Origin of the sequence: Pseudomonas sp. PDM01 (genome assembly GCF_014852325.1) — a bacterium.
Taxonomy (GTDB): Bacteria; Pseudomonadota; Gammaproteobacteria; order Pseudomonadales; family Pseudomonadaceae; genus Aquipseudomonas; species Aquipseudomonas migulae.
Window position 1 is genome coordinate 294109 of sequence record NZ_JACVBK010000009.1, and the last position, 17673, is coordinate 311781.

At 60.3% G+C, this 17673-nt stretch carries 17 protein-coding genes; 7 read left to right on the forward strand and 10 right to left on the reverse strand.

All coding sequences use genetic code 11. The features are described 5' to 3' along the window. Window positions 1-60 precede the first annotated feature (60 nt). Window positions 61-999, forward strand: coding sequence for a LysR family transcriptional regulator (locus IB246_RS23055; protein ID WP_008044992.1), 939 nt, complete (start codon window positions 61-63; stop codon window positions 997-999). A gap of 48 nt (window positions 1000-1047) precedes the next feature. Here the strand turns inward: IB246_RS23055 and IB246_RS23060 are convergent, their stop codons facing one another. Beyond that, window positions 1048-1320: a DUF2790 domain-containing protein gene (locus tag IB246_RS23060; RefSeq protein WP_008044994.1), complete on the reverse strand. Its 273-nt coding sequence runs from the start codon at window positions 1318-1320 to the stop codon at window positions 1048-1050. 247 nt (window positions 1321-1567) lie between these two features. Between IB246_RS23060 and solA the strand changes: the two genes are divergently transcribed. Further along, a complete protein-coding gene (gene solA, locus IB246_RS23065; RefSeq protein ID WP_008044997.1) occupies window positions 1568-2728 on the forward strand; it encodes an N-methyl-L-tryptophan oxidase in 1161 nt (386 codons plus the stop codon). A gap of 830 nt (window positions 2729-3558) precedes the next feature. After that, entirely contained in the window at window positions 3559-3894 is a 336-nt protein-coding gene (locus tag IB246_RS23070) for a hypothetical protein (RefSeq protein WP_008033343.1), read from the forward strand. 51 nt (window positions 3895-3945) lie between these two features. Here the strand turns inward: IB246_RS23070 and IB246_RS23075 are convergent, their stop codons facing one another. The 6 genes from IB246_RS23075 to IB246_RS23100 form a co-directional block, all read right to left on the reverse strand. Next, window positions 3946-4365, reverse strand: a complete 420-nt coding sequence (locus IB246_RS23075; protein ID WP_008040451.1) for an organic hydroperoxide resistance protein — start codon at window positions 4363-4365, stop codon at window positions 3946-3948. A 219-nt stretch (window positions 4366-4584) separates the two neighbouring features. Then, entirely contained in the window at window positions 4585-6141 is a 1557-nt protein-coding gene (locus tag IB246_RS23080) for an amino acid permease (RefSeq protein ID WP_008040450.1), read from the reverse strand. A gap of 108 nt (window positions 6142-6249) precedes the next feature. Then, complete coding sequence (locus IB246_RS23085) at window positions 6250-7410, reverse strand: iron-containing alcohol dehydrogenase (RefSeq protein ID WP_008040449.1); 1161 nt, start codon at window positions 7408-7410, stop codon at window positions 6250-6252. Between the two features lie 3 nt (window positions 7411-7413). Further along, window positions 7414-8805, reverse strand: a complete 1392-nt coding sequence (locus tag IB246_RS23090) for an aldehyde dehydrogenase family protein (RefSeq protein WP_008040448.1) — start codon at window positions 8803-8805, stop codon at window positions 7414-7416. Window positions 8806-8812: 7 nt separating this feature from the next. Beyond that, the gene (locus IB246_RS23095) at window positions 8813-10186 is read right to left on the reverse strand and encodes a glutamine synthetase family protein (RefSeq protein ID WP_008040447.1); all 1374 of its coding nucleotides are present in this window, start codon (window positions 10184-10186) and stop codon (window positions 8813-8815) included. A 159-nt stretch (window positions 10187-10345) separates the two neighbouring features. Then, window positions 10346-10831, reverse strand: coding sequence for an adenosine-specific kinase (locus IB246_RS23100; protein ID WP_008040446.1), 486 nt, complete (start codon window positions 10829-10831; stop codon window positions 10346-10348). 185 nt (window positions 10832-11016) lie between these two features. Here IB246_RS23100 and IB246_RS23105 point away from each other — a divergent pair, with 185 nt between their 5' ends. From IB246_RS23105 to IB246_RS23115, 3 genes are all read left to right on the forward strand, one after another. Next, window positions 11017-11406, forward strand: coding sequence for a c-type cytochrome (locus tag IB246_RS23105; protein WP_008040445.1), 390 nt, complete (start codon window positions 11017-11019; stop codon window positions 11404-11406). Between the two features lie 103 nt (window positions 11407-11509). Continuing rightward, a complete protein-coding gene (locus IB246_RS23110; RefSeq protein ID WP_008033332.1) occupies window positions 11510-12217 on the forward strand; it encodes a TetR/AcrR family transcriptional regulator in 708 nt (235 codons plus the stop codon). Next, window positions 12207-12983, forward strand: coding sequence for a pyrroline-5-carboxylate reductase family protein (locus IB246_RS23115; protein ID WP_008040444.1), 777 nt, complete (start codon window positions 12207-12209; stop codon window positions 12981-12983). Before IB246_RS23110 ends, IB246_RS23115 begins: the two co-directional genes overlap by 11 nt. A 45-nt stretch (window positions 12984-13028) precedes the next feature. Here IB246_RS23115 and IB246_RS23120 read toward each other — a convergent pair whose 3' ends face one another. Continuing rightward, window positions 13029-15065, reverse strand: a complete 2037-nt coding sequence (locus IB246_RS23120) for an NADH:flavin oxidoreductase (protein WP_032832534.1) — start codon at window positions 15063-15065, stop codon at window positions 13029-13031. Window positions 15066-15385: 320 nt separating this feature from the next. Here IB246_RS23120 and IB246_RS23125 point away from each other — a divergent pair, with 320 nt between their 5' ends. Further along, window positions 15386-16291 carry a glycine betaine ABC transporter substrate-binding protein gene (locus IB246_RS23125; RefSeq protein ID WP_008033329.1) on the forward strand — a complete coding sequence of 302 codons (906 nt, stop codon included), beginning with the start codon at window positions 15386-15388 and terminating at the stop codon, window positions 16289-16291. A 24-nt stretch (window positions 16292-16315) separates the two neighbouring features. Here the strand turns inward: IB246_RS23125 and IB246_RS23130 are convergent, their stop codons facing one another. Continuing rightward, window positions 16316-16882, reverse strand: coding sequence for a chorismate mutase (locus tag IB246_RS23130; protein ID WP_008040441.1), 567 nt, complete (start codon window positions 16880-16882; stop codon window positions 16316-16318). A 152-nt stretch (window positions 16883-17034) separates the two neighbouring features. After that, window positions 17035-17397 (reverse strand): hypothetical protein, encoded by a 363-nt coding sequence (locus IB246_RS23135; RefSeq protein ID WP_008040440.1) that lies wholly within the window; start codon window positions 17395-17397, stop codon window positions 17035-17037. Between the last annotated feature and the right edge of the window lie 276 nt (window positions 17398-17673).

The window sequence follows — 17673 nt, forward strand, 5'->3', positions numbered from 1 at the left end:
TCGAGAGGGGCGGCTTTCTGTAAGGCCGCCCTTTTTTATCCAGTCCCTTGAGGCCTAGCGATGGACATTTTCCAGACCATGCGTTTTTTCGTGGCTGTCGCCCAAACCGGCAGTTTTACAGCGGCGGCGCAGATGCTGGACACCACCACGACCAACGTTTCCAAAGCGGTGACCAGTCTGGAAGCCCGGCTTCAAACACGCCTGATCAACCGGACCACTCGACGCCTGGCATTGACCGAAGCCGGTGTGCGCTACTTGCAGCGCTGCGAGAAAATTCTTGAAGAGGTGCGTGAAGCCGATGAGGAGGCAGGAACCGCTCACATCACGCCGGTGGGCCGGCTGAAGATTCACGCGATGTCCGCCATCGGCAACCATTACGTGATCGATGCGATTGCCAAGTACCGAGAGACTCACCCCTCGGTGATGTTTGATCTGACCCTGACCAATCGGCTGCCCGATTTGCTGGAGGAGGGGTATGACATGTCGATCGTGTTAGCGCGGGACCTGCCCGATTCCGGGTTTGTCGCTCAAAGGCTGGGCATCACTTACAGCATCCTCTGCGCTTCGCCGGCGTACTTGAAGAAACGCGGACACCCTGATTCTCCAGGGGCGCTTGGCGCACATGATTGTCTGCGGATTGTGAATACGGTCATGCCGGTTGAAAACTGGGCATTCGAGGGGCCGGATGGCGTGGAGACGGTGAACGTTCCGATCTCTCCCTTTCACGTCAACACCGCCGATGCGATGACGGTCGCGATCAAGAATGGAATGGGAATCGGTATTCAACCCATTGCGTCTGCCGTGGACGGACTGAGAGCGGGCACGTTAGTACGCGTGTTGCCGGATTATCATTTCGAGGAATTCAACTTGTTTGCCATCTACCCGTCACGAAAGTTCGTGGATGCGAAGATCAAGACATGGGTGGAGTTTCTGAAAGACTACATTCCGGGTCTGTTGGCCTCCGATGAGGACATTGTCGGTTCGCCAGCAAAACCCTGACAGGCGCGGCAGGCATGGAGTGTCGACCCTCCATCGTCCGCACGCTACTCAACCGTTCGAGCAGCCTGTGCCCATGACTTGATATTGCAGGATATGCCGTTGACCGTGAGAGTCTTCATACGTCATTTGGGCCGGCACCGGCGCGCATTCGTTTGCAATGTCCGACACCGTAATGATCTTCTGAATATCGAGCTTCATTCCGTAGGTGTAACTTTCAACGGGTACCTGGCCGGCTTCTGCATTGGCATGGCTTTCGTCTGCAAAGGCCTGTGCGGTTAAACTTCCAAGAGCAAGGAACAGCGCAGCTTTTAAAACGTTCATGGTATTCACCTTGGCATCGACTATTTCGGGGTTGTTGCCTGGCGAGCAAGTTGCTGACAACTTCAATGGCTCGCTGGGTTGAGTCGATGCTAGGTGTTTATGGCTTGGCCATATATTGGTCGACCGGACAAACACTGTTGTCGGATTTCACATGAATCCTGAATCGGCAGGCTCAGGCCGCCTGTTTTCGTTCTTGAGTTTTCAGCGGCTTTGAGACTCAAATGGTCCTTTTCGGGACGGTGACGATATGGAACATCGGTGTGAAGTAGCAGTGCTCGGACTCGGCGCGATGGGCGCCGCGACGGTGTATCAACTGGCGAAATCCGGGGTCAGGGTCATCGGCGTCGACCGCCACCATCCTCCCCACACCCAGGGCTCCAGCCATGGGGACACGCGCATCACCCGGCTTTCGGTCGGCGAAGGTGCGGCGTACGTGCCCATTGTCCGCAACTCGCAGCGGATCTGGCGTGAACTCGAAGCACTGTCCGGCGAGTCGCTGTTCGAGCAGTGCGGCGTGCTGGTGATGACCTCCAGCCCCGGCTATGACGCCAATGATGCCAATGACTTCACGAACCGCACCCTTCAACTGGCGAACACCTACGGCATCGAGCATGACGTGTTGTCCGCCGAACAGATTCGCCAGCGATTCCCGCAGTTTTCCCAGGTGCTGGACACTGCCGTCGGCTACTTCGAACCGAGTGGCGGTTACGTCCGGCCGGAACGCTGCATCGCGGTGCAATTGCAGCTCGCCGAGGAACACGGCGCCATGTTGTTCAAGGGCGAAACCGTCACGCACATCCGCTCGGACGAGCAGGGCGTCACCCTCACCACTGATCAGCGCACGATCCGCGCCGACAAAGTCGTGGTCAGTGCCGGCATGTGGTCCCGGGATTTGTTGGGGCAGCCGTTTGACCGCTTGTTGCGTGTGTGTCGGCAGAAGCTGTTCTGGTTTGAGCAGGAGGAGCACGCACGGTTTGCCGAGGTGTCACCGACGTTCATCTTCAGCCACGGTCCGGCGCAGTCCTTCTACGGCTTTCCGCCGTTACCGGGCGAGGGCAGCGTGAAAGTCGCGACGGAGCAATACATTGAAGAATCCTCGCCAGACACGCTGGACCGCACCGTCAGCGCCGCTGAAGAAAACGACATGTACGAACGACAGGTGCGCGGCCGGATCGCGGGCGTGACTTCGCGCGTGGTCAAGTCGGCGGTGTGCGCGTACACCGTCACGCCGGATTCGCACTTCATCATCGACGAGCATCCGTCACTGAAAAACACCCTGGTGGTGTCGGCCTGTTCGGGACATGGTTTCAAGCATTCCGCAGCGTTGGGCGAGGCGGTTGCGCAGTGGTGCGTGCGTGGCAGCAGTGACCTGGACCTGTCGGCGTTTTCGTTGAAGCGGTTTGCCTGACTTGCCGATCCCGGCCACCCCGCGAGCCATAGGAGCCAGGCTTGCCGGCGAAGGCGTCCGTGAAATCGCCATCGCCAGCAAGCCGGGCTCCTACAGGTTTGGCGTGAACCCAAGATCCCGACCACCCCGCGATTCGTAGGAGCCGGCTTGCCGGCGAAGGCGTCCGTAAAATCGCCATCGCCAGCAAGCCGGCTCCTACAGGTTTGGCGTGAACCCAAGATCCCGGCCACCCCGCGATCTGTAGGAGCCAGGCTTGCCGGCGAAGGCGTCCGTAAAATCGCCATCGCCGGCAAGCCGGGCTCCTACAGGTTTGGTGTGAATCCCCAATCCCGGGCATCCCCCAATCCGTAGGAGCCGGCTTGCTGGCGATGGCGTCCATGAAATCGCCATCGCCGGCAAGCCTGGCTCCTACAGGTTTGGTGTGAATCCCCAATCCCGGGCATCCCCGCGATCCGTAGGAGCCGGCTTGGTGTGAATCCCCAATCCCGGACATCCCTGCGATCCGTAGGAGCCAGGCTTGCCGGCGAAGGCGTCCGTGAATCGCCATCGCCGGCAAGCCGGGCTCCTACAGGTTTTGGGTGAACCCCCAATCCCGGACATCCCCGCGATCCGTAGGAGCCAGGCTTGCCGGCGATGGCGTCCATGAAATCGCCATCGCCGGCAAGCCGGGCTCCTACGGGTTTGGGGTGAATCCATCATCCCGGACACCCCACGATCGCAGGCGCCAGGCTTGCCGAGGTGGGCGAATTGATACTAATTGGCCATCATTTCCGGTAGAGTATGCCCCGCCCGAGAGACGGATCCCGGGCGTTTACCCAAGGAGTCATTCAGTGAATCACCTCAGCAAAGTTGTTGCCGTTACCCTGTTCGGCCTGGTTCTGGCGGGTTGCACCGGCGCCCCGATGAAGACTCAGCAATACGATGCAAGCCAATACACGGTGGTTGGCCACAGTGAAGCGAGCGCCACGGGCCTGATGCTGTTCGGCGTCATCCCGATTCGCCAGAACAGCCGTTTTGTTCGCGCGCAAGACGCAGCGATCAAGGCCAAGGGCGGCGATGCACTGATCAACACCCAAGTGCAGGAAAACTGGTTCTGGGCGTGGGTCCTGAGCGGTTACACCACCAAGGTTTCCGGTGATGTGATCAAGCTGAAAAACGTTCAGTAAGCGATCGCCAGTGCAGCCTGCCGCAATGGCAGGCCGCGCTTGTCGTTCCGGTTAGATCAGGTTGATCACGACATCGATGTTGCCACGGGTCGCCTTCGAATACGGGCAGGTCTGGTGCGCGGCATCCACCACCGACCGTGCAACCGCCGGGTCCAGACCGGGAAGGCTGACGTTGAGGCGCGCCTGCAGGAAAAAGGCGTTTTCGGTTTTGCCCAGGTCTATTTCGGTATCGACAGACACGTCAGTCGGCAAGGTCACGTTCAACGCGATGGCTGCCTTGCCCATGGCGCCGATGAAGCAGGCCGACCAACCAGCGCCCAGCAGTTGTTCAGGGTTGGTGCCGCTGCCGGAAGAACCTATGGCGCTAAGCTTGACGTCCAGACGGCCATCGTCGCTTCGTGATTCGCCATTGCGGCCTCCGGTTGTGTGGGTCTTGCCGGTGTAAAGCACGGTGTCGATTTGATTGATCATGGCGGTTCCTGCTGAGGTTGGTGGGCGCTTCTAAATCGCTGTTCATCGGAAAACATCTGAATTTCCGATGTGGCCCACTTTTCCACTTCCATGTAATGCGGATGTGTCCTGAACCGGCGCTTGTGTATCGCCGTGTAAGATCACCGCGCAAAAATACACACTGATACAAATCGACAGTGACCGTAGGAGCGAGCTTGCTCGCTCCTACGGGTAAAGCCTTCACGCCTGCTTGTTCAACGCTGCCTCCGCCGCCGCAATTTCTGCCTGACGCTTGATGATCAGGTCGCCCATCGGCGGCCCCTGAAAGCGCCGCGCTTCAAAACCGAACCAGACGATGGCCGTCAGCACCAGGAAGCCGATGGTGATGTACAGCGCCCAATCATTCGGTGGCTGGATGCCGATGACGAAGATCACCACCATCGAGAGCACCGAGAGCACGGCGAACAAGGAGTAAAAAGCGTGCCCCATGTTCCACGGCCCCATGGTTGGCCACTTCGAGGTTCCGTAGGCGAACAGGCCCAGCACGATGGGAATGATGAAAGAGAAAAACAGGAAGATCACCGTGCAGGAGACCACGATGGTGTAGACCGGCGTTGCCCCGATCGAGATCACCGACGAGCCCCAGTCGAACAAGACCGCCAGGGTTGCGCCGGTCCAGATGGCTGCCACCGGGCTGCGATATTTCGGCGAGACCGAGGCCAGTGCTTTCGAGCAGGGCAGGCCACCGTCGCGGGAGAACGCGAAGATCATGCGTGACACCGAGGTCACGGTCGCCAGCCCGCAGAGAAACTGCGAGATGAAAATCGCCACGTACAGCGCGAATTTGATGTTCGGACTCACCTGGGCGTTCATGCCCCAGAAGAACACGTTCCAGCCCTGTTTCGCCGCTTCGTCCATGTTCGGCAGCATCAGCACGAACGAGCTCAGCATCACCCAACCGAACAGCAACGACCAGATCACGGACATGACCATGCCGCGTGGCACCGACATCGCGGCATTGCGTGTCTCTTCGGAGGTATGCGCCGACGCGTCATAACCGGTGATGGTGTAGATCGGCAACAGCAGGCCGAGCATGAACACCCAGCTGTTCGACACCTGTGGCCAGACACTGCCGCCGGCTTCACCGGAATAGTTGCCGAAAGTCCACAACCGGGCGAACTCATAGCTGGGTGCGGAAATCAGGCAGACGATGGTCAGCGCGAGCGCCGTGGCGAAAATCAGGTAGCCCGAGAAGTCGGTGAGTTTCGCGGTCAGGCCGATGCCCAGATGGTTACACAAGGCCTGGATGCCGGTCAGGATCGCCAGGAAAATCACCCTCACCGTGGTGGTGTCTTCCATTCCCAGCGCCGGTCCGAAGGCACCGAAAAAGAAGTAGTAGGTGCCGACGTTGATCGCGCCAAGCACCGTGACCAGTCCCAGCAGATTGAACCAGGCCGTCAGCCAGCCGGTGAAGCGGTTTCCGAGAATCGAGCCCCAGTGATAGAGACCGCCAGCGGTGGGGTAGGCCGAAGAAATCTGCGCCATGGCCAGCGCGAACACCCCGGAGATCAGGCAACCGATGGGCCAGCCGATGCCAATCGCCGCACCCCCTGCGCCCGAGGTGCCCTGGGCCAGTGAGTTAATGCCGCCTGAAAGGATGCAGATGATCGAAAAGGAAATCGCGAAGTTGGAGAAAACACCCATTCGTCGCGAGAGTTGCTGGGCGTAGCCCATGCTGTGCAGCACCTTGACGTCCTCGTCGTGCGCGTCGGTGCCGGGCTGGCTTGCTGGGTTCATGCTGTGTACCCCATCAGGTTTTGATTCAATCCATTGGCGTGTGCGCAATGGGCTGGCCTTCAACACCTTGTCGTACTGCTCCTTTTTCCAACCGATACTGCTCTGGATCTAAACGCGGCCGTGATAAGCCGCGTCGAAAATGCTGGCCACACCGAGCTTGGTCAATGGCAGGGGATTGCCGCTGGCCGAGGGATCGACAATCGCCATGTCCGCGATCAGGTCGGCCTGCCGGTCATCCACGCCCAACTCAACCAGCGTGTGCGGCACACCGATGTCTTTGCGCAGCTTGAGCACGAAGGCCAGAAAACTGTCGAAGCCGGGGGAGGGCAGGCGCAGATAAGCCGCGAGGCGGATGATGCGTTCCTCGATGGCCGGGCGATTGAACTGCAACACATACGGCATGAACGTGGCATTGGTCATGCCGTGATGGGTGTCGTACAGCGCGCCCACCGGATGCGAGAGCGCGTGCATTCCACCGAGGCCTTTCTGGAACGCGGTGGCGCCCATCGCGGCGGCGGCGAGCATGTGTGCGCGCGCTTCAAGGTCCGAAGGTGTGTGCACAGCGCGCACCAGAGCGTTGGCCACCAGGCGCATGCCTTCCACCGCAATGCCATCGGCCAGCGGGTGAAATCCGGGAGCGCAGTACGCCTCCAGGCAATGGGCGAACGCATCCATGCCGGTGCCGGCGGTGACTTTTGCCGGCATGCCGACGGTAAGTGCCGGATCGCTGATGACCACGCGCGGCATCATTTTCGGGTGGAATATGATGCGTTTGGTGTGCGTGCGCTCGTCGATGATCACCGCCGCACGGCCGACTTCGGAACCGGTTCCCGCTGTGGTCGGCACGGCAATCACCGGGGCGATGTGGCTGTCGTCGGCTCGGGTCCAATAGTCGCCGATGTCTTCAAAATCCCACACCGGTCGGGTCTGACCGCTCATGAACGCGATGAGCTTGCCCATGTCCAGGCCGCTGCCACCGCCGAAGGCAACCACGCCATCGTGCTGGCCGGTGCGCCAGGCTTCGAGCCCACCGGCCAGGTTGGCCTCGACCGGATTGGGCTTGAGGTCACAAAACAGCGCGACGCCAAGGCCGGCGGCGCGCAACGCATCCACCGCCGCCGTGGTGATCGCCGCACGCCCCAGGCCGCTGTCGGTGACCAGCAACGGGCGTTGGATACCCTGGCTGCGGCAGATCTCGGCCAGCTCGGCGATGCGCCCGACACCGAAGCGAATGCTGGTGGGGTAGTTCCAGTTTCCAGTCAGGTTCATGGCCTACACCTCGTGGCGCAGATGAAAGGATTTGGCGCGGGTCAGGTGCTCGTAGCCCAGGCGCGACAGGGTGACGCCGCGTCCGCTGTTCTTGACCCCGGTCCAGGCCAGCGCCGGGTCGAGGTAATCGCAGCGGTTCATGAAGACGGTGCCGGTGGCTATCTCATTGCCGAGGCGTTCGGCGGCGGCGAGGTCCTCGGTCCAGATCGACGCACTGAGTCCGAACTCACTGTCGTTCATCAAGGCGATGGCTTCTTCGTCGCCAGTCACCGGCATGATGCCGACCACAGGGCCGAAGCTTTCGTCGCGCATCACCGACATTTCATGGGTGACGTCCACCAGTACCTGCGGAGCCAGGTAAGCGCTGCCCGGTGCGTCGGCGGGAAACGCCTTCGGATCGATCAGCGCTTTGGCGCCCTCGGCCAGCGCGTCGGCAATCTGTCCGCGAACAAAGTCTGCGGCGGCCGGCGAGACCATCGGACCCAGCGTGGTGGCTTCGTCCAGCGGGTTGCCCAACACGTACTGGCGAGTCAAATCGGCGAAGCGCTCGACGAAGGCGGGATAGATTTTCTCGTCCACATAGATGCGCTCGACCGCACAGCAGCTTTGCCCGGAGTTGAAGAAGCTGCCGTCCACCAGGTTTTCCACGGCGTGATCGAGATTGGCGTCGGCGCGAACGTAGGCCGGGTCTTTGCCGCCGAGCTCCAGGCCCATGCCGATGAAATCCGTGATGGCGGCTTGTTGGACTTGCAGGCCAGCGTCCACCGAACCCGTGAAGTTCACCTGTTGTACGTCGCCGGTGACGATGGCTACTGCGGTACTGGCATGACTGAGCAGCAGGTTCTGGAACAACCCTTCAGGCAGATTGGCTCGGCGAAAAGCTTCAGCGAAACGCTCGCCGACCAGCAAGGTTTGCGATGCATGCTTGAGGATGACGCTGTTGCCCGCCATCAACGCCGGAATAATCGTGTTGACGGCGGTCAGGTAGGGGTAGTTCCACGGGGCGATCACGAGCACCGTACCTAGCGGTTCGCGTTTGATGTAACGCCGAAAACCCGCGACCGGTGCGGGCTCAACGGCTGCAAGCGCTTCAGGCGCAATAGCGATCATATGCCGGGCCCGCTCTTCGAAACCGCGCAGCTCGCCAGCGCCATAACGCACCGGTCGACCCATTTGCCAGGCCAGCTCCGGCACGATTTCATCTTTCATGGCGAGCATCGCGTCCACAGCGGCACTGCAAAAAGTTGCGCGCTCGCTCAGTGGTCGGCGCTTCCATTGCGCCTGGGCCGTTGCAGCCGCCTCAAGCGCCTGAAGGAGTCGGGCGGTATCTATTTGTTGGCGCTCGACGTACACCCGGCCATCGACCGGAGAAATAAGCTGAATCTTCGCAGTCATGGTGTGCTCAATAGCGCTCGAAGCCGCGCTGCAGTTCCCAGTCGGTGATCCGCCGGTCGTACTCTTTCTGCTCCCACTCGGCGGTGTGAACGTAGTGATCGACCACTTCATCGCCGAACGCCTCGCGCAACATGCTCGACCCCTTGAGGGCGGAGCAGGCATCGCGCAGGGTTTTCGAGACTTCCGGCAAATGCTCATCGAGGTAGGCATCGCCCTCGAACGGGGCCGCGAGTTCGAGCTTCTCGTCGATCCCGGCCAGGCCCGCCGCGATCAGTGCGGCAAAGGCCAGATAAGGGTTGAGGTCGGCGCCGCCGATGCGGCATTCGATGCGGATGGATTTGCTGCCTTCGGCACACAAGCGAAAGCCGGCGGTGCGATTGTCGCGGCTCCATACCGCCCGCGTCGGCGCGAAGGTGCCGGCCTGGAAGCGCTTGTACGAATTGATGTAGGGCGCCAGAAAGCAGGTGATGTCGTTGGCGTACTTCAGCTGCCCGGCGACCCAGGCGCGCATCAGTTTCGACATGCCGAACTCGGCTTTGGCGTCGAAGAACAATGGCTTCTTGGCGTTCTTGTCCCACAGCGAATTATGGATATGGCTGCTGGAACCGGCGGCGTCATAGCGCCACTTGGCCATGAACGTAATCGCCTTGCCTTGCAGCTGCGCGATCTCTTTGCAGGCGTGCTTGATGATGACGTGGTGGTCGGCCATGGTCATGGCATCGGCGTAACGAATGTTGATTTCTTCCTGGCCGGGGCCCCATTCGCCCTTGGAGTTTTCCACGGGAATGCCGGACGCTTGCAGATGCTTGCGAATCGCCCGCAGCACCGGTTCCTCGCGAGTGGTCTGGAGGATGTTGTAATCCTCGATGTAATGCCCGGCGGTTTTCGGTTGGTGATAGTTGCGCTGGTGGATCGCCTCGTAGCTCTCATCGAACAGGTAGAACTCAAGCTCCGAAGCGAACATGCCGGTGTAGCCCCGTTCACGCAGGCGCTCGACCTGTTTTTTCAGAATTGCCCGTGGGCTGTGGGGCAAGTCCTTGCGATGGTGATGATCGAGCACATCGCAGAGCACCAGCGCCGTGCATTCCAGCCAGGGCACACGCCGCAACGTGGACATGTCCGGTTTGAGGACGAAGTCGCCATAGCCTTTGCTCCAACTGGCTGCGGCGTAACCCGGCACCGGTTCCATGTCGATGTCGTCGGCCAGCAGGTAATTGCAGCAGTGGGTTTCTTCGTGGCCGCTGTCGATAAAAAACTCGACCTGGAAGCGCTTGCCGACCAGGCGTCCCTGCATGTCGACCATGCAGACCAATACGGTGTCGATTTCGCCAGCGGCAGCCGCGCGCTTGAGTGCATCAAAGCTGAGGAGGGGCTCGGTCATCACGTCAATCCTGCGTGAAAGGGTTGGGCCTGTCTGAGATAGCTGTTGCAGACGCTCTCCAGAACAACCAAAACCCTGCAGAATCGAGCATCGTGAGCAATGAGCTGATCCAAGCTTAGCCTACTGTTGAAAACTGCAAGTCCTTATGAGCCGCTAAATTCACAGCTTGTAGCCAATCTGCCGCAACAGGTTTTTGCGCCACAGAATGTCTTCGTCGCCTTCAATTTCCTTGGCGCAGAAGCCATCCACCACACCCAGAATCGCGCGTCCCTGTGCTGTCTCGGCGAGCACCACTTCTGTGGGGTTGGCGGTTGCGCAAAAGATCCGGCACACCTCTGGAACCGTCTTGACCGTGTTCAATATGTTCAGCGGATAGAAGCCGTCACCCAGGAAGATGATGAAGCTGTGCCCGGCGCCGATGGCTTGGGCATTGCTCTGGGCCAGTTTGATCATGGCGGGATCGGTGCCGGACCAGCGCACCATGCATTTGCCCGAGGCTTCGCAAAAAGCCACGCCGAAGCGGATGCCTGGCACTGCGTTGATCAACGCTTCGTGAATGTCCTCGACGGATTTGATGAAGTGGGTCTGACCCAGAATGAAATTCGTGTCTTGCGGCTTATCGATTTTCTGCGTGATGAGTTGCATCTCGAACACCTCCTTTCACGACGGTGTTGCCAGGGGCTGGCAACCGTTCAAGTCTCACGATTCATTTTAGGAGATTCGCGCCCAGGCCGACGCTTGAGCGACCGGCGCACGTCGGGCGGCGGTAATCGGGTAAGGTAGGCGCGAAAATGCACCGGGTGCGCCGATTGACTTCACTGGAACCGAACATGATGAAAGCTGTAACCCTCACCTTCGTCCTTTCACTGACCGCAGGGGCATTTTGCACGCCGGCGGCAGCGGCGGGGGATGCTGAAGCCGGGGCGAAACTGTTCACGCGGATCTGCGGCGGCTGCCATCAAGTGGGCGAGTCGGCGCGGGGCGGCTTCGGCCCGCAACTCAATGGCATTTTCGGCCGTCCCTCGGGAAGCGTGACGGACTACCAGTACTCCGACGCGATGAAATCCGCCGGCATTGTCTGGACGCGCGAGACACTGACGGCTTACCTCGAAGCGCCGAAGAAAGTGGTGCCCGGCACCCGGATGATTTTCTGGGGGCTCAGCGATCCGGAGAAGATCGAGGATGTGCTGGCGTACTTGCAGACGTTTCAGCCGCAGTAATCTAATGCGTCGTTGAAATGTACGTCGATGTACATTTTGTGTACGCACGAGGGCGTGCAGCGTAGAGTGGAGCGACATTTTCAGAACACGGTGGTACCCGAGGATGTCGCAGACAGGAAAGACACGGACCAAGGCACAGGATGCCGGCTGGCGCGGCTCGGTCAATGGCTGGCTGGACGCCGCCTACGATGCCCTCAAGGAATCCGGTGTGGACGCGGTGCGCGTGATGCCGCTGGCCAAGCGGCTGAACCTGTCGCGCACCAGTTTCTATTGGTTCTATGAGGATCGCGAGCAACTGCTGGCGGCGCTCCTGACCCGCTGGCGCGACAAGAACACCGGCGGGCTGATCAGCCAGTGCGAGAGTTACGCCGAAAGCATTTCCGAAGCCATCCTCAACGTTTTCGAATGCTGGGTGAACCCCGAGCTGTTCGACTCGCAGTTCGAGTTTGCCGTGCGCAGTTGGGCGTTGCAGTCCGCCGAGGTGGCCGACGAAATCGCCGCGGCTGACGAGGCGCGGATCAATGCCCTGGCCGGCATGTTTCGCCGGTTCGGCTACGAGACCGACGCCGCCGATGCGCGGGCCAGGACGATCTACCTGACGCAGATCGGCTACATCTCGATGAAAACCACTGAGGACATCGTCGTGCGTTTCCGGCGCATTCCGCAGTACGTCACGGTGTTTACCGGCAAGGCACCGAAGCGTCGCGAGCTCGACCGTTTTTTTGGCAAGTTCGGCTACGCGGAAAAAGAGCCGGGTGTTTTCGTGTCGCTGGTCGACACTTTCGAGGAGGCCACGCCCGATGCCGAATAGAACACTGGGCATCATCGGCGGCACCGGCTGGTTGGGCCGTTCAATCGCTGACGCGGTGCTGGAAAGCGGCTTCATCGCTGCCGATTGCCTGCTGATTTCGAACCGTTCCGGCAGCAGCACGTTCGGGCCAGACGTGCGGGTGCTGGCGGATAACCAGGCGCTGGTTGAACTTAGCGACGTCGTGGTGTTGTCGATCCGCCCGGAGCAATTTCGTGAACTGCAGATCGACGCCCGGGGCAAACGGGTGATTTCACTGATGGCCGGTGTTCCGGCGGCGACCATCAGCGCCGCCACCGGTGCGCAGGTCGTGGTGCGGGCCATGCCGAATGCGGCCGTGGAAATCCGCCAGTCATTCACCCCTTGGTACAACGCCGGTGAGTTGAGCGAACAGGACCGCGAGTGGGTGCAACGACTTTTTGAATGCGTCGGTTCGGCGGACGAAGTGCCCAATGAGGATTGCATCGATTACCTCAGTGCACTGTCCGGCACCGGGCCTGCTTTCCCGGCCATGCTTTACAGGGCGCTGGTTGAATCTGCGGTGGTCGCCGGGATTCCCGAGGCGATCGCCCAACGTGCCGCGCACGGCGTGGTGGTGGGTGGCGGTCAGTTACTGGCCAGCCGCGATCCCCTGCAAATGATCGACGCCCTCATGGCTTATCGCGGTGTGACGGCAGCGGCGTTGCAGTCGATGGCTGATCAACATATCGACGCCATCGTGGGCCAGGCTGTACAGGCCGGTGCGGCTGTCGCCCGACGCGGGATGTAAAAAAAAGAGGGAGCAAAAGCTCCCTCGATTCATGTTTGACAGGGGTCAGATTTCCTTCACCAACCGCAAGGCATCGTAGATCGCCGCATGCGTGTTGCGGGCCGCCACGGCGTCACCGATCCTGAACAGCTGGAAACGCCCTTGAGGGTTGGTGACGATGTGTTGCGCGTGACCGGCAATCAGGTCGTGCTGTTCCACCGCGCCGCCATTGCTTGAGTGAGGGCGAAGATCGAAATACAGGTCGTCCAGCGGCAGCGTGCCGTGGTTGACCACGACCTGATCGACGACACGCTGTTTGTTGACCTTGCCGTAGTCGCTGCCGAAGGTCGCGACCAGCTTGCCATCGCGCTTTTCCACCGACTCGACGCGGTACGTGACGGTAAAAGTGACGTCGAGGTCTTGCAGGCTGCGCATGTAGGGCACCAGGTTCATCGCCATCACTTCCGGCGCAAACGCACGGTCGGGCGTGACGATCTCCACGGTCGCGCCGCTTTGTGCGATGACTTCGGCAGCCTGCAAGGCGGCATGGTCGCCGGCATCATCGAAAATCAGCACGTTGCGGCCAGGCTTGATGTCGCCGGAAATAATGTCCCAGGTCGACACCACCAGTTCGTTGCCTCGGGCAAGCACCTCGGTGTCTGGCAGGCCTCCGGTCGCGACGATGACCACGTCCGGCTCGTGGGCCAGCACGGTGTCGGCTTCCGCCCAGGTGTTGAAGTGAAACTTCACGCCAAGGCGCTCGCACTGCGCCATTCGCCAATCGATGATGCCGATCATTTCGCGGCGGCGTTCGTTCAGGGACGTCAGCCGGATCTGCCCGCCGGGCCGGTCCGCCGCTTCCAGCACAGTGACGTCGTGGCCGCGTTCGCCCGCGACACGCGCTGCTTCCAGCCCGGCGGGGCCGGTGCCGATGATCAGCACTTTGCGTTGGTGCGCCGCCTTGGGAATCTCGTGGGGCATGGTGGTTTCGCGACCGGTCGCCGCGTTGTGAATGCAGTAGGCGGCACCGCCCTGATAGATCCGGTCCAGGCAATAGTTCGCGCCCACGCAAGGGCGGATGTCTTCCTCGCGCTTCTCAATGATCTTGCGCACGATATGCGGATCGGTCATGTGCGCGCGGGTCATGCCCACCATGTCGACCTTGCCCGAGGCAATCGCGTAGCGCGCCGTGGCGACGTCTGGAATCTTCGCCGCGTGGAAGGTCGGGAAGCCTGTCGAGGCGCGGATCTCACCGGCGAAATCAAGGTGCGGCGAGTTGCGCATGCCCTGGATCGGGATGACATCGGTCAGGCCCGCGTCGGTGTCGATGTGGCCGCGCACCACGTTGAGGAAGTCGATCAGCCCGCTGTCCTTGAGCATGTGCGACACCTGCATCCCTTCACTGGCGTTGAAGCCGCCCGGCAGCGTTTCGTCGCCGGTGTAGCGCACACCCAGCAGGAAGTTTTCGCCGACACGTTGGCGAATCCCGCGCAGAATATCGAAGGTAAAGCGCATGCGGTTTTCCAGCGAGCCGCCATAAGGGCCATCGAGATCGTTGGTCAGCGGCGACCAGAACTGATCCATCAAATGCCCGTAGGCCTGCAATTCGAGGCCGTCCATGCCGGCGGCCTGCATGCGTTCGGCCGCGTCCACGTAGTCCTTGATGATCCGCTCGATGTCCCAGTCTTCCATCTTCTTGGGGAACGAGCGGTGCGACGCCTCGCGACGGTGCGAAGGCGAGACCACGGGCAACCAGTCGGCCTTGTCCCAGCGAGTGCGCCGGCCCAGGTGGGTCAACTGGATCATGACGGCGGCGCCATGTTCGTGGCATTCATCGGTCAGGTCCTTGAGCCATCCGACCACTTCGTCCTTGTAGGCCAGCACGTTGTTGAACACTGGCGGGCTGTCCCGGGAGACCGCTGCCGAGCCCGCCGTCATGGTCAGGGCAACCCCGGCCTTGGCGCGCTCGACATGGTAGGCGCGATAGAGCGCCTGGGGCATGCCGTCGATAGGGTAAGCCGGCTCGTGCGCCGTGGTCATGATCCGGTTTCTGAGGGTCAGGTGCTTGATCTTGTAAGGTTGCAGCAAGGGATCGCTGGACATCGTGGTGCGCTCCAAAGTGGGCTTCATCAGGCTCGGCGACTTGAAATTAGGATAAATGTACATAGGTGTCAATTGCTCATGACACACGTGTACATTTTTCTTGCGCAACACAAAAGTCACCGATAAGATCAGGCTCGAAAGGGTGCAGAGGAGCTACCGGACAGTCGTGCCCGGCAAGATGTGAAAAGGGATTGCGAGGGATTCGGTGGAGAAGGGCTGTGCTGCCCGAATTCGAAGCAGCGAAGACTGCACTGTTCACGACCGTAAGGCCGTTCAAACGAAGACAACCTGCCTATCACCGTAAAATAGGAAGACGCCTGATGAACGCTCATTCGTATCGAAAAACAGCCTGTGCCTGCCTGTTCGGACTGGCGCTTGGAACCCACGCGGCGCTGACTCAGGCGGCGGAACAGCAACCTGTGCGCATTGGCTGGGTCAACTGGTCCGACACCGAAATCACCGTCAAGCTCGCCACCACCGCATTGCAGGAACATCTAAAACAACCGGTGAAACTGGTGATGGCCGACATCGGCATTCAGTTCCAGGCCCTGGCCAACGGCAATATCGACCTCATCCCGATGGTCTGGCTGCCGAGTACCCACAAGGCGTTCTACGACAAATACAAGGATCGGCTCGAAGACCTCGGCGTGCTCTATGAAGGACGTATCGGTATGACGGTGCCGACCTCGGTGCCGATCAGCGAAGTGGCGAGCGTAGAGGACCTGAACAAACCGCAGGTCAGGGAAAAGCTCGACGGCAAGATCCTCACGTCCGAGGTCGGCAACGGCCAGTACAAGCTCACGGTCAAGGCCATCGAGGAGTACAAGCTCGATGGTTACAAGCTGGTGGCCTCATCGGAGTCCGGCATGCTCAACGAGTTGGACCGTAACCTCAAACGCGGCAAATGGTCCTTGGTGAATGCCTGGAGTCCGCACTGGATGTTCTCCAAATATCCGCTGCGCTATCTGGATGATCCCAAGAAGATCTTTGGCGGCGCCGAGCAGATTCACGCCATGGCGCGCAAGGGCTTCAGCCAGGAGTATCCGGAAGTGGCGTACTTCTTCGCCCACTACTCGATCCCTCAGGCTGATCTCGAAGCGTTGATGATGCAGGCGCGCCAAAGCTCTTCCGACCAGGCCGTCGCCGCTTATTACGCCGCCAACAAGCCCCGTTTCGAAGCGATGTTCGAGAAGGGCGCGCAGAGTGTCAGCAGTCGCCAGCCTTGAGTGAACTGGCAGACGGCAGGTGACTCATCGACCGATGATGCACAAGTCCCCGGTGGCGCGGATCAATGCCTGGCCATGCAGGCCATCCTTGATCAGCGCCGACCGCTCTTTGGCCAGCCACTGGGCGCAGTTCGGGTCTTTGCGATAGGGCGCGAAATCGGCGTAGTGCTGCAACAGGCGGTTTTGCAGCTCATCCAGCTGAGGCCGGATTTGATTGGCAAGGTCCGGCCGCGGCACATCAGGCGCGTTGCCTGCCGCTTGCCATTGCGCGAGCAGTCCGTATTGCACCAGTTTGTTGGCTTCGATCTGTGCGGCGATCAGCTCGGCGATTTCGTCCGGGTCGAGTTTGCGGGTAACCGCTTGATTCCTGGCGTTGGCGATGACTTGTGCTTCCCGGGCGCTGTCCTGGATCGGTTTGTGGCTGTCCCATTTGGTCAGCGCCACCAGATCAGCAATGTTCAGGCGTTCGTTTATCGTCACCAGCAGCGGTTGCAAACTGGCGGGCGCCGGGGAGGGCGTGCCGGCTTGTGCGCCGCAAGCGAGTAAACCGGACAGGGCGCAGGTCAGCAGCAGGCGTGGGGAGAAAAACATGGGCAACCTCATTGGATACGGGACTCGCAATCAGGAGCTATGTATCACAGGTGTGCCAGTGGCATTAAGGGGGAGCTGATTTTATTTGTGCACGAAAAAGCCCGGCGGGTCAGGCCGGGCTTCTTTTTGAGTACCGCGGTAGGGTTATTCATTCATACGGCGCGGCTTTCGATCAGACGGTCAGAGCCACCTTCGGCAACGCGGTTTTCGATCAGACGATCGGAACCACCTTCGGCAACGCGGTTTTCGATCAGACGGTCGGAGCCACCTTCGGCAACGCGGTTTTCGATCAGACGGTCGGAACCACCTTCGGCAACGCGGTTTTCGATCAGGCGGTCGGAACCACCTTCGGCAACGCGGTTTTCGATCAGGCGATCAGAACCACCTTCGGCCACACGACTTTCAATCAGACGATCCGAGCCGCCTTCAGCGACAACCGGGTGAGCAGAAGAAGCGGCAAAAGCGTTAACTGCAAAAACCGAGAAAGCGATGCTGAGGAAGAGTTGGCGTTTCATGATGGTGTGCTCCGGGATGTAGTTGTTTGGTATGGAGCTGATGTTACGCCGCACAATTTTTAAGAGAACTTCATTGAGTTGATGGTGACTATCGACGCCGGCAATGGTTTGCAATTGATGCGAAAGGGCGTCTGGGCGCAAGCCTGCTCAGTACCGCATCCCCCTGTAGGAGCCAGCTTGCTGGCGATGGTGTGTCAGTCGACATTTCCTTAGCTGACACTCCATCGCCAGCAAGCTGGCTCCTACAGGGGGGCTGGTGAGTAATGTCCTAAAAAC